At 64.7% G+C, this 17277-nt stretch carries 18 protein-coding genes; 4 read left to right on the forward strand and 14 right to left on the reverse strand.

The features are described from left to right. Positions 1-191: 191 nt before the first annotated feature. Entirely contained in the window at positions 192-2069 is a 1878-nt protein-coding gene (locus F6B93_RS14920) for a PPE family protein (RefSeq protein WP_211695772.1), read from the reverse strand. A gap of 213 nt (positions 2070-2282) precedes the next feature. Continuing rightward, positions 2283-3674 (reverse strand): glycine--tRNA ligase, encoded by a 1392-nt coding sequence (locus tag F6B93_RS14925; RefSeq protein ID WP_211695773.1) that lies wholly within the window; start codon positions 3672-3674, stop codon positions 2283-2285. A 215-nt stretch (positions 3675-3889) separates the two neighbouring features. Between F6B93_RS14925 and F6B93_RS14930 the strand changes: the two genes are divergently transcribed. Together F6B93_RS14930 and F6B93_RS14935 are read left to right on the forward strand one after the other, a co-directional pair. Next, entirely contained in the window at positions 3890-4297 is a 408-nt protein-coding gene (locus tag F6B93_RS14930) for an ArsR/SmtB family transcription factor (protein WP_211695774.1), read from the forward strand. 143 nt (positions 4298-4440) lie between these two features. After that, positions 4441-4830 carry a Fur family transcriptional regulator gene (locus F6B93_RS14935; RefSeq protein WP_211695775.1) on the forward strand — a complete coding sequence of 130 codons (390 nt, stop codon included), beginning with the start codon at positions 4441-4443 and terminating at the stop codon, positions 4828-4830. Between the two features lie 13 nt (positions 4831-4843). On the opposite strand, the gene F6B93_RS14940 is transcribed toward F6B93_RS14935, so the two are convergent. Genes F6B93_RS14940 through recO form a run of 3 tightly spaced genes read right to left on the reverse strand, consistent with a single transcriptional unit; the run spans position 4844 to position 6992 of the window. Further along, positions 4844-5284, reverse strand: a complete 441-nt coding sequence (locus tag F6B93_RS14940; protein WP_211695776.1) for a hypothetical protein — start codon at positions 5282-5284, stop codon at positions 4844-4846. Further along, entirely contained in the window at positions 5284-6153 is an 870-nt protein-coding gene (locus tag F6B93_RS14945; RefSeq protein ID WP_211699516.1) for a decaprenyl diphosphate synthase, read from the reverse strand. Before F6B93_RS14945 ends, F6B93_RS14940 begins: the two co-directional genes overlap by 1 nt. A 26-nt stretch (positions 6154-6179) precedes the next feature. After that, complete coding sequence (gene recO, locus F6B93_RS14950) at positions 6180-6992, reverse strand: DNA repair protein RecO (RefSeq protein WP_211695777.1); 813 nt, start codon at positions 6990-6992, stop codon at positions 6180-6182. Between the two features lie 61 nt (positions 6993-7053). Here recO and F6B93_RS14955 point away from each other — a divergent pair, with 61 nt between their 5' ends. Continuing rightward, complete coding sequence (locus F6B93_RS14955) at positions 7054-8577, forward strand: amidase (RefSeq protein ID WP_211695778.1); 1524 nt, start codon at positions 7054-7056, stop codon at positions 8575-8577. Between the two features lie 15 nt (positions 8578-8592). On the opposite strand, the gene era is transcribed toward F6B93_RS14955, so the two are convergent. The 9 genes from era to hrcA form a co-directional block, all read right to left on the reverse strand. Further along, complete coding sequence (era, locus tag F6B93_RS14960) at positions 8593-9495, reverse strand: GTPase Era (protein ID WP_211695779.1); 903 nt, start codon at positions 9493-9495, stop codon at positions 8593-8595. A gap of 73 nt (positions 9496-9568) precedes the next feature. Continuing rightward, positions 9569-9916, reverse strand: coding sequence for a cytidine deaminase (locus tag F6B93_RS14965; RefSeq protein WP_211699517.1), 348 nt, complete (start codon positions 9914-9916; stop codon positions 9569-9571). Continuing rightward, positions 9879-11195: a hemolysin family protein gene (locus tag F6B93_RS14970; protein ID WP_211695780.1), complete on the reverse strand. Its 1317-nt coding sequence runs from the start codon at positions 11193-11195 to the stop codon at positions 9879-9881. Before F6B93_RS14970 ends, F6B93_RS14965 begins: the two co-directional genes overlap by 38 nt. After that, positions 11192-11728 carry an rRNA maturation RNase YbeY gene (gene ybeY / locus F6B93_RS14975; RefSeq protein WP_211695781.1) on the reverse strand — a complete coding sequence of 179 codons (537 nt, stop codon included), beginning with the start codon at positions 11726-11728 and terminating at the stop codon, positions 11192-11194. The genes F6B93_RS14970 and ybeY overlap by 4 nt, the downstream gene beginning before the upstream one ends. A gap of 33 nt (positions 11729-11761) precedes the next feature. Further along, on the reverse strand, positions 11762-12820 hold the full coding sequence (locus F6B93_RS14980; RefSeq protein ID WP_211695782.1) for a PhoH family protein: 1059 nt from the start codon (positions 12818-12820) through the stop codon (positions 11762-11764). Positions 12821-12986: 166 nt separating this feature from the next. Continuing rightward, positions 12987-13511, reverse strand: coding sequence for a nuclear transport factor 2 family protein (locus F6B93_RS14985; RefSeq protein ID WP_211695783.1), 525 nt, complete (start codon positions 13509-13511; stop codon positions 12987-12989). Between the two features lie 72 nt (positions 13512-13583). After that, positions 13584-14345 carry a 16S rRNA (uracil(1498)-N(3))-methyltransferase gene (locus tag F6B93_RS14990; RefSeq protein WP_211695784.1) on the reverse strand — a complete coding sequence of 254 codons (762 nt, stop codon included), beginning with the start codon at positions 14343-14345 and terminating at the stop codon, positions 13584-13586. Positions 14346-14372: 27 nt separating this feature from the next. Further along, positions 14373-15518, reverse strand: a complete 1146-nt coding sequence (gene dnaJ, locus F6B93_RS14995) for a molecular chaperone DnaJ (protein WP_211695785.1) — start codon at positions 15516-15518, stop codon at positions 14373-14375. Positions 15519-15589: 71 nt separating this feature from the next. After that, positions 15590-16621: a heat-inducible transcriptional repressor HrcA gene (gene hrcA, locus F6B93_RS15000; RefSeq protein ID WP_211695786.1), complete on the reverse strand. Its 1032-nt coding sequence runs from the start codon at positions 16619-16621 to the stop codon at positions 15590-15592. A 311-nt stretch (positions 16622-16932) separates the two neighbouring features. On the opposite strand from hrcA, the gene F6B93_RS15005 reads away from it, so the two are divergent. Next, complete coding sequence (locus F6B93_RS15005) at positions 16933-17244, forward strand: type II toxin-antitoxin system VapB family antitoxin (RefSeq protein ID WP_211695787.1); 312 nt, start codon at positions 16933-16935, stop codon at positions 17242-17244. Positions 17245-17277: the final 33 nt, after the last annotated feature.

Genomic DNA, 17277 nt, shown 5'->3' on the forward strand with positions numbered 1-17277 from the left:
GCAAACGACACGCAAATCCCTCCGACCGAAACCCGATTCTCGAAACCCAAAGCCCGTCACCGTGTCGTTTCAAAGAGCAACGACGGCGTGAACGAGAGGCGTCGTTCACATCGTCGTTGCCGCAAACCGGGCCCCGTCGCCCCCAGCTCGACCCGCGCAACCGGTCGCCGACGGACACCCGAATCTGGCGACTACCTGAAGAAGCCCGACAGTCCGGTACCCGAGTTGAAGCCACCGGAGTTGTCGCTGCCCGAATTGATGATCCCGGAGCTGTCGTCGCCCGAGTTGGAGACACCGGCAAGCTGGTTACCGGAGTTAGTGAATCCGGAACTGAAGGTGCCGATATTCCCGAACCCGGAGTTGAAGCCATCGAGCGATGTGGTGCCCGCGTTCGAGAAGCCCGAATTACCAGTGCCGCTGTTGAAGAATCCCGAGTTTCCACTGCCCGCTGGGTCGGAGTTGCCCCACCCAGAGTTTCCGGTGCCTGCGTTACCGAAGCCGGAGTTCGGAACTGTTTGGGTGATCGCGCTGAAGAAACCGGTGTTAAGGGTGCCGCCGTTGAAGCCGCCCGTGTTGATGTTGCCCCCGTTAAAGAAACCGGTATTGACGTTGCCCGCATTTGCGAAGCCGGTATTCGAGTCTCCGGAATTGAAGAATCCGGTGTTGCCGGCGCCCGCGTTCCCGAAACCAGTGCTTTGGAAGCCGGCATTGAAGCTGCCCGTGTTGTAGTTTCCAGCGTCGAAGATGCCCAGGTTACCAGTGCCCGCACTCCCGAAGCCAGTGTTTGAACTGCCCGCAGCCCAGAAACCGGTGTTGAAATTGCCCGAATTCCCGAAGCCGGTGTTTCCATTACCGGAGTTGAAGAAGCCGATGTTGTTGTCGCCGGAGTTGAAGAAGCCGATATTGTTGTTTCCGGAGTTGCCGAAACCAAGATTACCGATGCCGGAGTTCAGGCCGCCGATTCCGATCTGGCCATCACCCGTAAGCCCGATGCCGATGTTGTTGTTGCCGGTGTTCCCGAAACCGAAATTCGTGTCACCGATATTCCCGAAGCCGAAATTCGTGTCGCCGATGTTCCCGGAACCGAAGTTGGTACCCCCGATATTCGCGGTGCCGAAGTTGATGTCGCCGTTGTTTCCGTTGCCGAAATTGAGAGTGCCGAAGTTCCCGCTGCCGATGTTGAGACTGCCAATGTTTCCGCTGCCGGGGTTGCCGCTGCCGAAGTTCCCACTACCGACATTGAAGTCACCGATGTTTCCGCTACCGAAGTTTCCGGTCCCGATGTTCCCGCCACCCAGGTTCAGGTTGCCAAAGTTTCCACTGCCCAGGTTGGTGCCGCCGATGTTTCCACTGCCGAGGTTCAGGTCACCGATGTTTCCGCTGCCCAGGATGTTGAACGTACCGATGTTCCCCAGGCCCAGGTTGAGGCTCAGCACCGTCACCGCTTGGGCGGCCGCCTGCGGCGCGCCGGACAATTGGGCAGAAATGGCGTGAGCAGCGGCCGCTGGGATTCCGGCCGGTGTCACCCCACCCAACAAGCCCGGCAGCGCCTTTAACGCGTGCTGCCACGGGGCCAACTGCGCCGCCGCCGCCGACGCCCCAGAGTGATACCCCACCATCGCGGCCACATCGGCGGCCCACATCTCCTCATAAATGCCCTCCGCGGCCGCAATCGCCGGAGCATTCTGCCCAAACACATTCGACAACACCAACTGCACGAACGCGTTCCGGTTAGCCGCGACCGCCAACGGATGCACCGTCGCCGCCCGCGCCGCCTCAAACACACTGGCCACCGCCTTAGCCTGACCAGCCGCCCCCACAGCCTGCGCCGCCGCCGCACCCAACCAGCCCGCATACGGAGCTGCCGCAGCCGCCATCGCCGCCGCCGCCGGACCCTGCCACGCCTGACCCGCTAACCCCGAGGTCACCGAGGCAAACGACTGCGCCGCCGAGCCCAACTCCGCAGCCAACCCATCCCAGGCCACAGCCGCCTCCAACATCGGCGCGGACCCCGCGCCCGAGAACATCCGCAACGAATTGATCTCCGGCGGCAAAACCGAAAAACTCATTACACCGGCCCCTCCTTTACCGGAATATTCTCAACCCAAACCCCGCGCGTTACGGCAAACGACACGCAAACACTTGCCACCGAAGCCCACCAGCGCCGACCCAGCCACCCGCCACGGACCCGGGAAAGGTGCCCGGTCGGTGACCGAGGCCTTTATCTACCATCCGGCCAAAAAGCCGAACCGGCGCGGCCAGGGTCGACCGCAATGAACGCTCTAGCAGCCCTTGAGCCGGACCGCCAGGTAATCGGCGACCTTGTTCATGGCCACCCGCTCTTGCGCCATGCTGTCGCGCTCGCGCACCGTGACGGCATCGTCCTGGAGTGAATCGAAATCAATCGTCACGCAGAACGGCGTACCGACTTCGTCCTGGCGACGGTAGCGCCGCCCGATCGCCCCGGCGTCGTCGAAATCCACGTTCCAGTACTTGCGCAATTCCGCACCCAGGTCGCGGGCCTTAGGGCTGAGGTCGGCGTGCCGCGACAGCGGCAGCACCGCGGCCTTGACCGGCGCCAAACGTGGATCCAGGCGTAGTAGTGCGCGCCTATCCATCCCGCCCTTGGCATTCGGAGCCTCGTCCTCGGTGTATGAATCGATAAGGAACGCCATGAACGAACGGGTCAGACCCGCGGCAGGTTCGATGACGTAGGGCGTGTAACGACGATCGTCGACCTGGTCGTAGAATGACAGGTCGGTTCCGGAACACTTTGTGTGCGTTGATAAGTCGAAGTCAGTTCGGTTGGCGACGCCTTCTAGCTCGCCCCACGGATTGCCAACGAAACCAAATTTGTATTCGATGTCGACGGTGCGATCGGAATAGTGCGACAACTTCTCCTTGGGATGTTCGTACAGTCGCAGGTTCTCCGCATCGATACCGAGGTCGACGTACCACTGCCGTCGGGTGTCGATCCAATACTGATGCCATTCCTTCGCTGTCGACGGCTCGACGAAGAACTCCATCTCCATCTGCTCGAATTCGCGGGTGCGAAAGATGAAGTTGCCTGGAGTTATCTCGTTGCGGAAGCTCTTGCCGATCTGCCCGATACCGAACGGCGGCTTCTTGCGAGCCGTCGTCACTACGTTGGCAAAGTTGACGAAGATGCCTTGCGCCGTCTCGGGGCGCAAGTAGTGCAGCCCCTCCTCCGTCTCGATGGGTCCCAGATGCGTCTTGAGCATCATGTTGAACTCGCGGGGCTCGGTCCATTGGCCGGGCTCGCCGGTTTCCGGGTCCCGAATGTCTGCCAGACCGTTGGGCGGCGGCCGCCCGTGTTTGGCTTCGTAGGCCTCGATGAGATGGTCGGCCCGGTAGCGCTTGTGGGTGATCAGCGACTCAACCAGCGGATCGTGGAAGACCTCGACGTGCCCGGACGCCACCCACACCTCGCGCGGCAGGATGATCGACGAATCGATACCGACAACGTCGTCGCGACCGGTGACGACCGACCGCCACCACTGTTGCTTGATGTTGTCCTTGAGCTCGACTCCCAGTGGACCGTAATCCCACGCGGACTTGGTGCCGCCGTAGATCTCGCCCGACGGATAAACGAAGCCTCGCCGTTTGGCCAGGTTGACTACGGTATCGATGACGGACGCCACGGGGTGGTGCACTCCCTTCAGGGGATGGCCGACTCATGCAGCGCAAAACCGTTGCGTGCAAAACATCAGCCATCGTAGCGATCGAGGCCTAGGACACCTATCTTCTTTGACATGCATCATCATGCATGTGACAGTGGAAGTTAGCCACATGCCGATCGCAACTGACATTCCGGGGCAGTCCGCACCTGTCTCAATGCCCTGGCACTTCTCGAGGTGATGACTCCGACATGGTGACGTCCCCCGCAACGCGGACCGCCACTCCCGAGGACGTGAGCGCCGAGGCCGCTGCCGGTCACGACCACGGATCCGCCGGTCTTGCGGTGTATACCGAGCTCCCCGTACCGCCGCCGCGGGAGATTCTCGAGGCAGCCGGTGAGCTGTTGCGTGCGCTGGCGGCGCCCGTGCGCATCGCCATCGTGCTGCAGTTGCGCGAATCCCAGCGCTGCGTGCACGAACTCGTCGACGCGTTAGCCGTGCCCCAACCGCTGGTCAGCCAGCATTTGAAGATTCTCAAAGCAGCCGGAGTAGTGACCGGGGAACGCGCCGGTCGCGAAGTCCTCTACCGCCTCGCCGACCATCACCTCGCGCATATCGTCGTCGACGCGGTCACCCACGCAGGCGAGGATTCACCATGACCCGCGCAGAGCGCAGCGATGCTGAGGAGCGGCGCCAATGACCCGCGCCGGCGACGATGCAGAGCGCAGCGATGCTGAGGAGCGGCGCCAATGATTACAGCCAACGACGATGCATCGCGCAGCGATGAGAAGGAGTGGCGCCGATGACTTCCGCGAGCGTCCGATCCACCCGACAGCGAACGGCGATCTCAACGCTGCTGGAAAAAGTCGACGACTTCCGGTCGGCCCAGGACCTCCACGACGAACTGCGGCGCCGCGGCGAGAACATCGGTCTGACCACCGTCTATCGGACGCTGCAGTCGATGGCCGCCGCAGGAATAGTCGACACGCTGCGCACCGACACCGGTGAGGCGGTCTACCGCAGATGCTCGGAGCAGCACCACCATCATTTGGTGTGCCGCAGTTGCGGCTCCACTATCGAAGTGGCCGCTCTTGACGTCGAAACGTGGGCGGCGGAGGTGGCCGCCAAACACGGATTCTCCGACGTCAGCCACACGATTGAGATCTTCGGCACCTGCTCCGAGTGCAGCTAGGTTGGTCGGTGAACTAGCCAACGAGCGCGCTGCGGATCTGGGCGCCCGTATCCAGCACCAACAGGATCAGGGTGCGCAACGCGTCGTCGGTCAAGCCGGCACCGGGGAAGTTGTACCGCAGCATCACGTCCGCAGTCTTGGACCCAGGACCACCAGAGTTTCGCTGGGCAGCCTTCTCGCCGACCTCTTCGAGTCCCTTTTCCAGCAGGGTCACTGAGCCGAAATTGACGTCGCGCGCTTGCTGGGCAACCTGGTCACGGATTTTCTTGGTGAGCGGCAGGTCCCACGCCAACACCTGAGTCAGTGACACCAGGTCGAGATCCTCGACGATGCTCACGACCCGCAGCGACGCAAAAGTACCGTCATGGCGAACCGTCAGGGCGCCGTCGGGCTCCTCCTCGGCAGAAAGAACGCTGAGGAGTATGGATGCCAGCCGGTCCCGCAACGATGGCACTAGGCGCTCCCAAACCGTCGGTTGCGGGACGCGTATTCCTCGCAGGCCGCCCACAAGTCGCGGCGATCGTAGTCCGGCCACAGCTTGTCCTGGAATATGTATTCGGCGTAGGCCGCCTGCCAGAGCATGAAATTGCTGGAGCGCTGTTCCCCGGAGGTCCGCAGAAACAGGTCGACATCGGGTATATCCGGTCGCTGGAGGTGACGGGAGATCGTGGACTCGGTAATCCGATCCGGATTCAGACTGCCGGCGGCGACCTTACGACCGATTTCCCGGGTGGCTTCGGCTATCTCCGTCCGCCCACCGTAGTTGACGCAGTAGTTGACCGTGATGACGTCGTTGTTCGCCGTCATGCGCTCGGCAATCGCCAGCTCGTTGATGACGCTGCGCCAAAGACGCGGACGGGAACCCACCCACCGGATCCGCACCCCCATCGAGTTGAGGTTCTCACGGCGCCGCCGCACCACGTCCCGGTTGAAGCCCATCAGGAAGCGGACTTCCTCGGCGGAACGCTTCCAGTTTTCCGTGGAGAACGCGTAAAGACTGAGCCACTTGATCCCGAGTTCGATAGCACCGCAAGCGATATCGATCACCACGGCCTCGCCCATCTTGTGCCCCTCGGTGCGGCGCAGGCCACGCTCGGTAGCCCAACGGCCGTTGCCGTCCATCACGATGGCGACATGAGCGGGCAATCGGTCACTCGGAATCCGTGGTGGGGCCGCCTTCGAGACGTGCTGCGGTGGCCGGCGTGGTGCACCACCGCGAGATGGTGGCAGCTCCGGGAAGACGACCGGCCACGTCGACGTATCGGGAAAGGTCGGATAGTCGTCAGGCGCCGGGGGCAGCTGCGGGAAATCGGTGGGCTTCAGCGTGCGCTCCGCCCTCTTGGCCGCGCTCACTGATCCTGCCCGATCACAGCGACACCACGGTCGGCCATCTGGGTGCACCACTCGCCTGCCGGGGCATGCTCACCCTGGTAGCGCCGCTCCACCAGCGGCAACGTCTTGAGCTGCCGCTCCAGATGCCACTGCAGGTGGGCGGCCACCAAACCGCTGACATAGCTGCGATGGGCTTGCGGTGCCTGCTCGGCGGCCTCCCAATCACCGTCGTGCAGTGCGGCCATCAGGTCCAGCACGCCCAGCGGCGGTGTGGTCGAACCGGCTGGGCGGCAGTAGCCGCAGACGCTACCCCCTGCAGCGATATGAAACGCCCGATGAGGACCGGGTGTGGCGCAGCGGGCGCACTCGGTGAGCGCCGGCGCCCATCCTGCGATGCCCATCGCACGCAGCAGATAAGCATCCAACAGAAGGTCACGAGGCCGACGCCCGTCGGCCACCGCCCGCAACGCGCTCACCGTGAGCCGATGCAGAGCTGGCGCGGGCGCCCGCTCCTCACCGGCCAGCCGTTCGGCGGTTTCCAACATCGCGCACCCGCAGGTGTACCTGCCATAGTCGCTGACGATGTCGGTGGCGAACGCGTCAAGGGACACCACCTGGGTGACGACGTCGAGGTTGCGGCCGGGGTGTAGCTGCGCATCGATATGCGCGAACGGCTCCAGGCGCGCACCGAATTTGCTGCGGGTACGTCGGACGCCCTTGGCCACCGCGCGCACCAGTCCGTGATCACGGGTCAACAACGTGACGATCCGATCGGCTTCGCCGAGCTTGTGCTGGCGCAGCACCACTGCCCGGTCCCGATACAGCCGCATCACAACAGTTTTGCACCCCACCGCGACATCGTGGGTATCCGCGCCGATAGTCTCGTACTCCGTGGTTGGCGCTGCTGGGTCCGTTTCGGGGGCCAATCCTGGATCGGGTCTCGGATCTGGCGGCGAGCGCCTGCCCACGCTGACCGACCTGCTCTACGAGCTGGCCACCGGCGCGGTGACCTCCGACGAGTTGGTGCGACGATCGCTGCGAGCGATCGATGTGAGCCAGTCCACATTGAACGCCTTCCGGGTGGTGCTCAGAGAATCGGCGCTGGCCGACGCGGCCACAGCCGACCGGCGGCGCGCCGCCGGCGACACCGCGCCGCTGTTGGGCATCCCGATTGCGGTCAAAGACGACGTCGACGTTGCTGGAGTACCCACCGCCTACGGCACCCAGGGCTATGTTCGGCCCGCCACCGAGGACTGCGAGGTCGTTCGCCGCCTCAAGGCGGCCGGCGCGGTGATCGTCGGCAAGACCAACACCTGCGAACTGGGCCAATGGCCCTTTACCAGCGGACCCGGCTTCGGGCACACCCGCAATCCCTGGTCACGCCGCCACACGCCGGGCGGATCCTCCGGCGGCAGCGCGGCCGCGGTGGCCGCTGGCCTGGTCACCGCCGCGATCGGCTCCGACGGCGCCGGCAGTGTCCGGATACCCGCGGCGTGGACACACCTGGTGGGCATCAAGCCGCAACGCGGCCGCATCTCCACGTGGCCTTTACCGGAAGCGTTCAACGGCATCACTGTCAACGGCGTGCTGGCCCGCACGGTGGCCGACGCGGCGCTGGTGCTCGATGCGGCATCCGGCAACGTCGCCGGCGACCTGCACAGGCCGCCGCCGGTCATCGCATCCGACTATGTCGGCATCGCACCCGGTCCGCTGAAGATTGCGTTGTCAACGCGCTTCCCGTTCACCTTCTTTCGGGCGAAGCTCGATCGCGAGATCCTGGCTGCCACGCAAACGGTCGCCGAGCAGCTCGAACTGCTCGGCCACACCGTGGTGAAAGGGAACCCGGACTACGGCCTGCGGTTGTCGTGGAACTTTCTCGTGCGGTCCACCTCGGGCATTTGGCAGTCGGAGGAACGGCTGGGCGACAGAGTCAATTTGGACCGCCGCACGTTATCCAATCTGCGCACCGGTCACATGCTGTCGCAAGCGATTCTGCGCAGTTCGCGCCGCCATGAAGCCATTGACCAGCACCGGGTGGGCTCGATCTTCGACATCGTTGACGTCGTGCTGGCTCCCACGACCGCACAGCCACCGCCGATGGTGCGCGCCTTCGACCAGTCGAGCGCGCTGACGACCGACCGCGCGATAATCCGCGCGTGCCCGTCGGCGTGGCCATGGAATCTGCTGGGCTGGCCGTCGATCAACGTGCCCGCCGGGTTCACCTCTGACGGTTTGCCGATCGGCGTGCAGCTGATGGGGCCGGCCAATAGCGAGGGAATGCTGATTTCGCTGGCCGCCGAATTGGAAGCCGTCAGCGGCTGGGCGAGCAAGCAGCCGCACGTGTGGTGGGACACCGGGACGAGCACTCCACCCATCCACACTGTGGCGACGCCGCCCCGATCCGGGAAGCGGTAGCCGCTACCACAGGTGCTAGAAGCCGAGTCGACCAAGCTTTTTGGGGTCGCTCTGCCAGTTCTTGGCGACCTTGACGTGCAGGTCCAGGTAGACCTTGGTCCCCAGCAACTTCTCGATCTGACCTCGGGCAGTGGTACCGACTTCCCGCAGTCGTGTTCCGCCTTTGCCGATAACGATGCCCTTCTGGCTGTCTCGCTCGACGTAGAGCACCGCGTGCACGTCGACCAGGTCGTCGCGGTCCTCTCGTGGGTTGATCTCGTCGATGACCACCGCCAACGAATGCGGCAGCTCGTCGTGCACGCCCGCAAGAGCGGCCTCTCGGATGAACTCCGCCATCAGCACCTCTTCGGGCTCGTCGGTGAGTTCCCCGTCGGGGTAGTACGCCGGGCCGGCAGGCAATGCCGCAGCCAACACGTCGATGAGCACGTCGACCTGCTCACCCGTCGCCGCCGATACCGGGACGATCTCGGCTGCATTCGGGACAAGTTCGCTCACCGCTACCAGCTGGGCAGCGACCCGCTCTTTCGGTGCCGTGTCGATCTTCGTGACGATGACCACCACTGTGGTACCGGACGGCGCGATCGAGCGGATCTGCTCGGCGATCCACCGATCCCCCGGACCGATCGCTTCGTCCGCGGGAATGCACAACCCGATGATGTCGACCTCGGCGTAGGTGTCGCGTACAAGGTCGTTGAGCCGCTTGCCCAGGAGCGTGCGCGGCCGGTGCAGGCCCGGCGTGTCGACGAGGATGATCTGAAATTCTTCTCGATGCACGATCCCGCGAATGGTGTGCCGCGTGGTCTGGGGCCTGGTTGACGTAATTGCGACTTTCGTGCCCACCAACGCGTTCGTCAAGGTCGACTTGCCGGTATTCGGCCGCCCGACCAAACACACAAAGCCCGAATGAAATTCGCTCACGCTCGTCCCCGCGTCGAGCGTGTGCACAGTGCGAGTTCTTGCGCGATTGTTCGCACTGAGTTCACGCTCGGCGTCACAGCGGGTTGCCTTCGCGGTCGGTGAGCACGATCGCGGCGGTTGGGGCAAGTTCCCGGACGGCAGCGATGCCGGGATCGTCCGCGGAGCCAGCCACCAGGACGGCAGCCTCGAGACTCCGCGCCCCGCTGGACGCGGCCGCCGCCACTGCTGCCTGCAGGCCGGTCAGTTCGAGCGCCTTGAGGATCACCGGGGCCGCCGCATAGGTGCGGCCGTCGACATCGCGCACCGCGGCGCCGGTGCCAGTCTCGGCCCGAGCCATCGCCGCCCGCGCGAGCACGATGAGCTTGGCGTCCTCGGGGTCCAGCTCAGCCACGTTTGTCGGTCTCCTTAACGTCGGAACCATTAGGGCCATCGGGTTCGGCCAGACTCAGAAGCACGGTGCCGACCCGTACCCGACCGCGATGGTCGGGGCCGCCCTCAGCGTGCAGCCGCAGTCCGTGTGATACCACTTCGGCGCCGGGCAGTGGGACGCGGCCCAGTTCCAAGGCCATCAAGCCACCCACGGTGTCGACGTCGAGATCACCGTTGAATTCCATGCCGTAGAGTTCGGCGATGTCTTCGATCGGCAAGCGCGCTGATACCCGGAAACGCTTGTCGCCCAGGTCTTCCACCGGCGCCGTCTCGGCCTCGTCGTATTCATCGGCGATTTCGCCGACGATTTCCTCCAGCACATCTTCGATGCTCACCAGGCCGGCTATCGCGCCGTATTCGTCGACCAGCAAGGCCATGTGATTTCGGTCGCGCTGCATTTCCCGCAGCAGTGCGTCCAAGGGCTTGGAGTCGGGCACGAACACCGCGGGGCGCATCACCTGCGCCACCGGGGCTTCGCGGCCGTCGGTTGATGAACAGAATGTTTGCGCGACAAGGTCTTTCAGGTAAACCACCCCGACAACGTCGTCGACGTTTTCACCGATCACCGGAATGCGGGAATGGCCGCTGCGCACGGCGAGGGTCACTGCTTGAGCGGCCGACTTGTCGATCTCGATCCAGACCATCTCGGTTCGCGGCACCATCACCTCACGGGCCGGGGTATCACCGAGCTCGAAGACCGATTCGATCATCCGGCGCTCATCGGCGGCGACCACACCACGCTGCTGGGCCAAGTCGACGACTTCGCGCAATTCAATCTCGGACGCGAAGGGGCCGTTGCGAAAACCGCGACCCGGGGTCAGCGCATTGCCCAGCACCACCAGCAAACTGGTGATCGGCATCAACAGCCGCGAGATGACGCGCAGCGGAAGGGCCGCGGCCAACGCGATCGAATACGCGTTTTGGAGCCCCAGGGTGCGTGGACCCACACCAACGATGACAAAACTGGCCAAGACCATGATGGCCGCGGCGACAAACAACCCCCCATGCAGGCTCAAGTTGTCGCGGATGTAGACCACGAGCAGCGCCGTTGCGGTGATCTCGCAGGTGACCCGGAGAAGCACCATCAGGTTGATGTACCGTGGCCGGTCGGTCATCACCTTGAGCAGCGAGTTCGCCCCGGGCCGCTGGCTGCGTACCAGTTCATGCACCCGAGCCGGCGACACCGTACTGATGGCGGAGTCGATGGCCGCGAACAACCCGCCCAGACCGATCAGCCCGATCGAGCCGAGCAGCTGCGAGGGCCCGGTCACGGCTGGTCGAAATACCTTGACTTGTCCAGCAACCGGCGGTCCCTTTCATACTGTCGGTCATGCTGATAGGCCTCGACCTGTTCGGCCACCCACTCTTCGAGCAACCGATCCTGCAAAGCGAACATCTCCTTAGCCTCAGCTGGCTCGGCGTGGTCGTAGCCGAGCAGATGAAGCACACCGTGGATGGTCAGCAACGCCAGCTCGTGACCGAGGCTATGGCCTGCCGCCACCGCCTGCTCCGCGGCGAATTCCGGGCACAGCACGATATCGCCCAGCATGGACGGTCCCGGCTCTGGGGCGTCGGGGCGACCGCCCGGCTCGAGCTCGTCCATGGGAAAGCTCATCACGTCGGTCGGCCCAGGCAGATCCATCCAGCGCATGTGCAGATCGGCCATCGCCGCCGTGTCGAGCAACACCATCGATAACTCGGCGCCCGGGTTCACGTCCATCTTGGCGATGACGAACCGCGCGACGCTCACCAGTTCCGTTTCGGAAACGTCGATTCCCGATTCGTTGGCTACCTCGATGCTCATCGGTTTTCCCGGTCGGTCCGCGTCATGCCACCATCATCGGCGACCGCGGCCACCGGACGCGCGCCGAGCCGCCCGATTCATCCCCGAACCGGGCTCCTCGCACCGTGCATAGGCCTCGACGATCTCCGAAACCAGGCGATGACGTACCACATCGACGCTGGTCAGCTCTGCGATATGGATGTCGTCGATGTCTTCTAGGATGCCGACCGCCGCCCGCAGACCCGACCTGGCGGCGCCCGGCAAGTCGATTTGAGTGACATCTCCGGTGACGACGACTTTCGATCCGAAACCCAGGCGGGTGAGGAACATCTTCATCTGTTCGGCCGTGGTGTTCTGCGCCTCATCGAGGACGATGAACGCGTCGTTCAGCGTCCGTCCACGCATGTACGCCAGCGGCGCTACCTCGATGACCCCCGCAGACATCAGCTTCGGGATCAGCTCGGGGTCCATCATGTCGTAGAGCGCGTCATAGAGCGGCCGCAGGTAGGGGTCGATCTTTTCGCTCAGCGTGCCCGGCAGAAAGCCAAGGCGCTCACCGGCTTCCACCGCGGGGCGGGTCAAAATGATGCGGGTTACCTGCTTGGTCTGCAGCGCGTGGACCGCTTTGGCCATGGCAAGGTAGGTCTTCCCGGTACCGGCTGGGCCGATCCCGAACACGATGGTGTTGGCGTCGATCGCGTCGACGTAGCGCTTCTGGTTGAGCGTCTTGGGCCGGATCGTCTTGCCCCGGCGCGACAAGATGTCCAAGGTGAGCACCTCGGCTGGCGACTCATTGCCGGTGCCGACCAGCATGGCGACGCTGTGGCGCACGACCTGTGGGGTCAACGGCTGGCCACTGGCCGCGATCGCAATCAGCTCGGAAATCGCCCTTTCGGCCAGCGCGACATCGGCCGGCTCACCGGAGATGGTCACCGCGTTGCCGCGCACATGGAGGTCGGCGCTCAGGGTTTGTTCCAGGGCACGCAGGTTCTCGTCGCTCGAACCGAGTAAGCCCACAACGAGGTCGGGCGGAACGTCGATGCTGCTGCGAACTTGAGCGTCGGCCTGGCGGGCTGCACCAGCGTCAGCAGCGCGGGTCTCGCGGGGCGTCACGTGGCTTCTGATGCCTGCTTTCTGCGATTTTCCAATGGGGAGCTTTCTCAGTCTACCGCTGGCAGATCGGCCGGCCTCCTGGATTCGCTCACGAGGTTCGTCGCGGCGAGACGGTGGTCGTGCGTGCTGGACCGCGATCGTGAGTGCGGGATACGCCCCGCGGTAGTCAGCGCTGCAACAACGTGTTAGCCGGCAGATCCTTGTCGAGCACCTTGCGGGCCTGAGCGACTCCGGTGACCGGTAGCAACGCCTCGTCGAGTAATCCGATCTGTACCAGCAGTGACGCCTGATCCCAGTAGATCCGTTCGTAGGCAACCTTGTTGGCCTCGAACCCCATGACGACGACGACCGGCAGCATGACCGCGCGACCGGTGGGTGCCACGCCGGGAAGGAACGCGGGCATTCCGATGTCGTGGGTGAACGACATGATCATTTCGTCGACGACACGGTCGGCTCCCACGGTGCGACACACCGGGACGATCGTGGTATCGGCGGGCCAGCGGCCGATGAAGTACTTGTCGTAGAAGGCCGCCACTTGTTCTCTGCCGACGCCGCCCATCATCGTCGGCACGTGATTGACGAACGGATCCCGTGACATTGTCGCCATGGTCGCGTTGACATCCTTGGCGACAAACTCACTGGCGACATGCTCATCGAAGATCGCACTCAGATCGTGAGGGCCGTTCGTCATCCGGTCGACTCCGTTCCTTGCGACTGCGCGGGGTTCTCATTCTCCCGGAACGCCTGAGTGTGGTCTACGGCACTACAGGCCCGAGGCATCGTCCCATCGCGGGGTCAACACGCCGATGGCTCCCAAGGCCACCGCAGCCGCTGTGGACGTCCGCAGCACCGTCGGGCCCAACCGGACCGCGACAGCGCCCGCATCGGTCAACGCCGCGAGCTCGTCCGGCTCGATTCCACCCTCCGGTCCGACCACGAGAATCACGGAGCTAGCGTTCGCCAGAGCGGCGTCCGCAACGCGGTCGGCCGCCGACTCGTGCAAGACCAGCACTGCCGCACCACGGGCCGCCTCACCACGGATCCGCTGGACCAGCGCCGAGGTAGACAACACGCCATCTACCGGCGGGATGTGCGCCCGCCGCGACTGTCGCGCGGCCGACCGAACGACCGCACGCCACCGACGAAGACCCTTGTCGGCCCGGGCTGCGTCCCAGCGGGCCACGCAGCGCGCTGCTTGCCAGGCCACGAACGCATCGGCACCGGCTTCGGTTGCCAATTCGATCGCCAATTCGGAGCGCTCGGATTTGGGAAGCGCCTGCACCACTGTCACCGCTGGACGCCCTGGTGCAACGCTCCAGCGTTCCAGCACCCGCGCCCGCAGCCCGTCACGCCCGGCTCGCTCCACCCGACAGCGGGCCAGACCACCGACGCCGTCACCGAGGACCAGCTGCTCGCCGCACCGGATGCGACGCACCGTGGCGGCGTGAAAACCCTCGTCGCCGGCGAGGACTGCCAGCGCGCCGGTGTCGGGCAGCGCGTCGAGGTAAAACAGCGTCGCCACCATGTGGAGGGTCCCTGCGCGTGAACCCGGTTAGCGCCCGGTGAAGGTCTCGCGTAGCCGGCTGAACAGTCCGCCGCCCGCGGCATGCGTCGAGCGGACCTCGGCGACGTCGCGGCTGCGGCGGCTCTTCAGCTCCCGCAGCAGTTCGGTGTCATGGTGATCGAGTCGGGTGGGCACGACCACTTCGACGTGAGCGTGCAGGTCGCCGCGCGTGCTCGAGCGCAGATGCGGCATCCCGCGACCACGCAGCGTGATGACTGAACCCGGTTGCGTGCCCGGTGGAACGGTGATCTCGCTGACTCCGTCCAGGATGGCGTGCACCGTAACTGTGACTCCCAGCGCCGCGTCGACTATCGGCACCGAGACCGTGCAGTGCAGATCGTCGCCCTCGCGGACAAAAACGTCATGGGCCTGCTCGTGGACCTCGACGTAGAGGTCACCGGATGGCCCTCCCCCGGGTCCCACTTCGCCCTGAGCGGCGAGCCGGACCCGCATCCCGTCGCCGACGCCGGCGGGAATCTTGACGCTGATCTCTCGACGAGCGCGGACACGGCCATCGCCCATGCACAGATGGCACGGGTCGGGAATAACCACGCCGACGCCGCGGCACGTGGGACACGGACGTGACGTCAACATCTGACCCAATAGCGATCGCTGGACCGATTGCACCTCCCCGCGGCCACCGCAGGTGTCGCAGGGTACCGGCGCGGAATTGCTGTTGGTGCCTTTGCCCTGGCATCGGTCACACAGGACCGCGGTGTCGACGGTGACCTGTTTGGTGACGCCCGTTGCGCACTCTTCGAGATCAAGGCGCATGCGAAGCAACGAGTCGGAACCCGGTCGCACCCGTCCGGTAGGACCGCGTGATGCCCCACCTCCGCCGAACCCGCCACCGAAAAACGCCTCGAACACGTCGCCGAGGCCGCCAAAGCCACCAAAGCCATTGCCGCCTGCAACGTTCTCCAGCGGGTCACCACCCGCATCGACGATGCGACGCTTGTCCGGGTCGCTGAGCACCTCGTAGGCGACACTGATCTCCTTGAACTTCGCCTGGGCCGCCTCATCGGGGTTGATATCGGGATGCAGCTCGCGTGCCAGCTTGCGGTAGGCACGTTTGATCTCGGCGTCGCTAGCGCCCTTGCTCACGCCGAGCAACCCGTAGTAGTTGCGTGCCACGCCTAACTCACTCCTATGCGCGTTGTGCCGCGCCTACGCGGCTATCCCCAAACTGTGCAGCAGGTGCGCGGTCATCGAGCACCCAGGACTTCGCCGATATAAAGAGCAACCGCAGCAACGCTGGCGATAGTTCCCGGATAGTCCATCCGCGTCGGTCCCAGCACACCCATGCCGCCGAAGACGGTGTCGGAAGTGCCGTACGCCGTCGACACCATCGACGTGCCCGCCATCTGCTCAGCCGCGGTCTCGTGACCGATGCGCACCGTCACTTTACCGGCCTCCTGCTGGGCCGCGAGCAACCGTAACACCACCACCTGCTCTTCGAGGGCTTCCAGGATCGACCGCAGCGACCCGCCGAAGTCCGCGGCGTTGCGCGTCAGGTTGGCCGTACCACCGAGGACCAGGCGTTCCTCGGTGTGCTCGACCAGCGATTCCAGCAATACTGTCGCCGCGCGGCCCACGGCGTCGCCCAGCCCGCCAGCGCCGCTGAGCTGGCCGGCAAGCTCGGCCACCGCCACCGAGGCTGCCGAGAGCTTCTTGCCGTCCAGTGCTTGGCTGAGCATCTCCCGCAGCTGCGAGAGCTGATGATCATCGATGACATCGCCGAGTTCGACGATGCGTTGGTCTACCCGGCCCGAATCGGTGATCACCACCATCAACAGGCGAGCGGGCGACAACGCGATCACTTCCAGGTGGCGAACTGTCGAGGTCGACAACGTCGGGTACTGCACGACGGCTACCTGACGGGTCAGTTGGGCCAGCAGCCGCACCGCCCGACGCAGCACGTCATCGAGGTCTACGCCGGACTCGAGGAAACCCTGAATCGCTCGCCGCTCGGCCGCCGACAGGGGTTTGACCTCTTCGATACGGTCGACGAACTCGCGGTAGCCCTTCTCGGTCGGCACCCTGCCCGAACTGGTGTGCGGTTGGGCGATGTACCCCTCGGCCTCCAGCACCGCCATGTCGTTGCGGACAGTGGCCGACGAGACACCCAGGTTGTGCCGCTCTACCAGCGATTTCGAGCCGATGGGTTCCTGCGTCGCGACGAAGTCGGCGACGATGGCACGCAGCACCTCAAAGCGACGGTCGTCGGCACTTGACATCGACTCCTCACCTCCTCGCGCCTGGTGGGCCGGCTTCATTTTACGGTCATCGCGGCAGCTGGGCGTCCACGCTGCAGATTCGGCAGCGACTATGACGTCCATGACGTCGCTGGCCAGACATCCCGACGTGGCGAACCGGTGGCAGCGGCCTCGCCGGCCCAGTCCCGCGCCGCGCCCCTCGGCGCTGCGGTGAGTGCCGGGGCGCTTAGATCGTTCCCGGGTAATCCCTGGCAGTCCCCGCGCGGTCGTCCGACTAGCCTGTCTAGCATGATCACGCCGAGGCAGAGCGACACGTCAGAGGCGATCAGCGAATGATCTTCAAGGGAGTACGGGACGGCAAGCCCTACCCCGACCACGGGTTGTCCCATCGGGACTGGGCGCGGATCCCGCCACAACAGATCCGGCTCGACGAATTGGTCACCACGACGACCGTGCTCGCGTTGGACCGCCTGCTCTCGGAGGACTCCACGTTCTACGGCGACCTGTTCCCGCACGCGGTGAAGTGGCGGGGGATCACCTATCTCGAGGACGGGTTGCAGCGCGCGGTGCGCGCAGCGCTGCGCAACCGCACCGTGTTACATGCGCGAGTGTTCGACATGGACCTGGCGCTAGGGCGAACGTAGGTCGCGCACAACCTACGGGACTTTGGGTTCGGT

Source organism: Mycobacterium spongiae (genome assembly GCF_018278905.1).
GTDB lineage: Bacteria > Actinomycetota > Actinomycetes > Mycobacteriales > Mycobacteriaceae > Mycobacterium > Mycobacterium spongiae.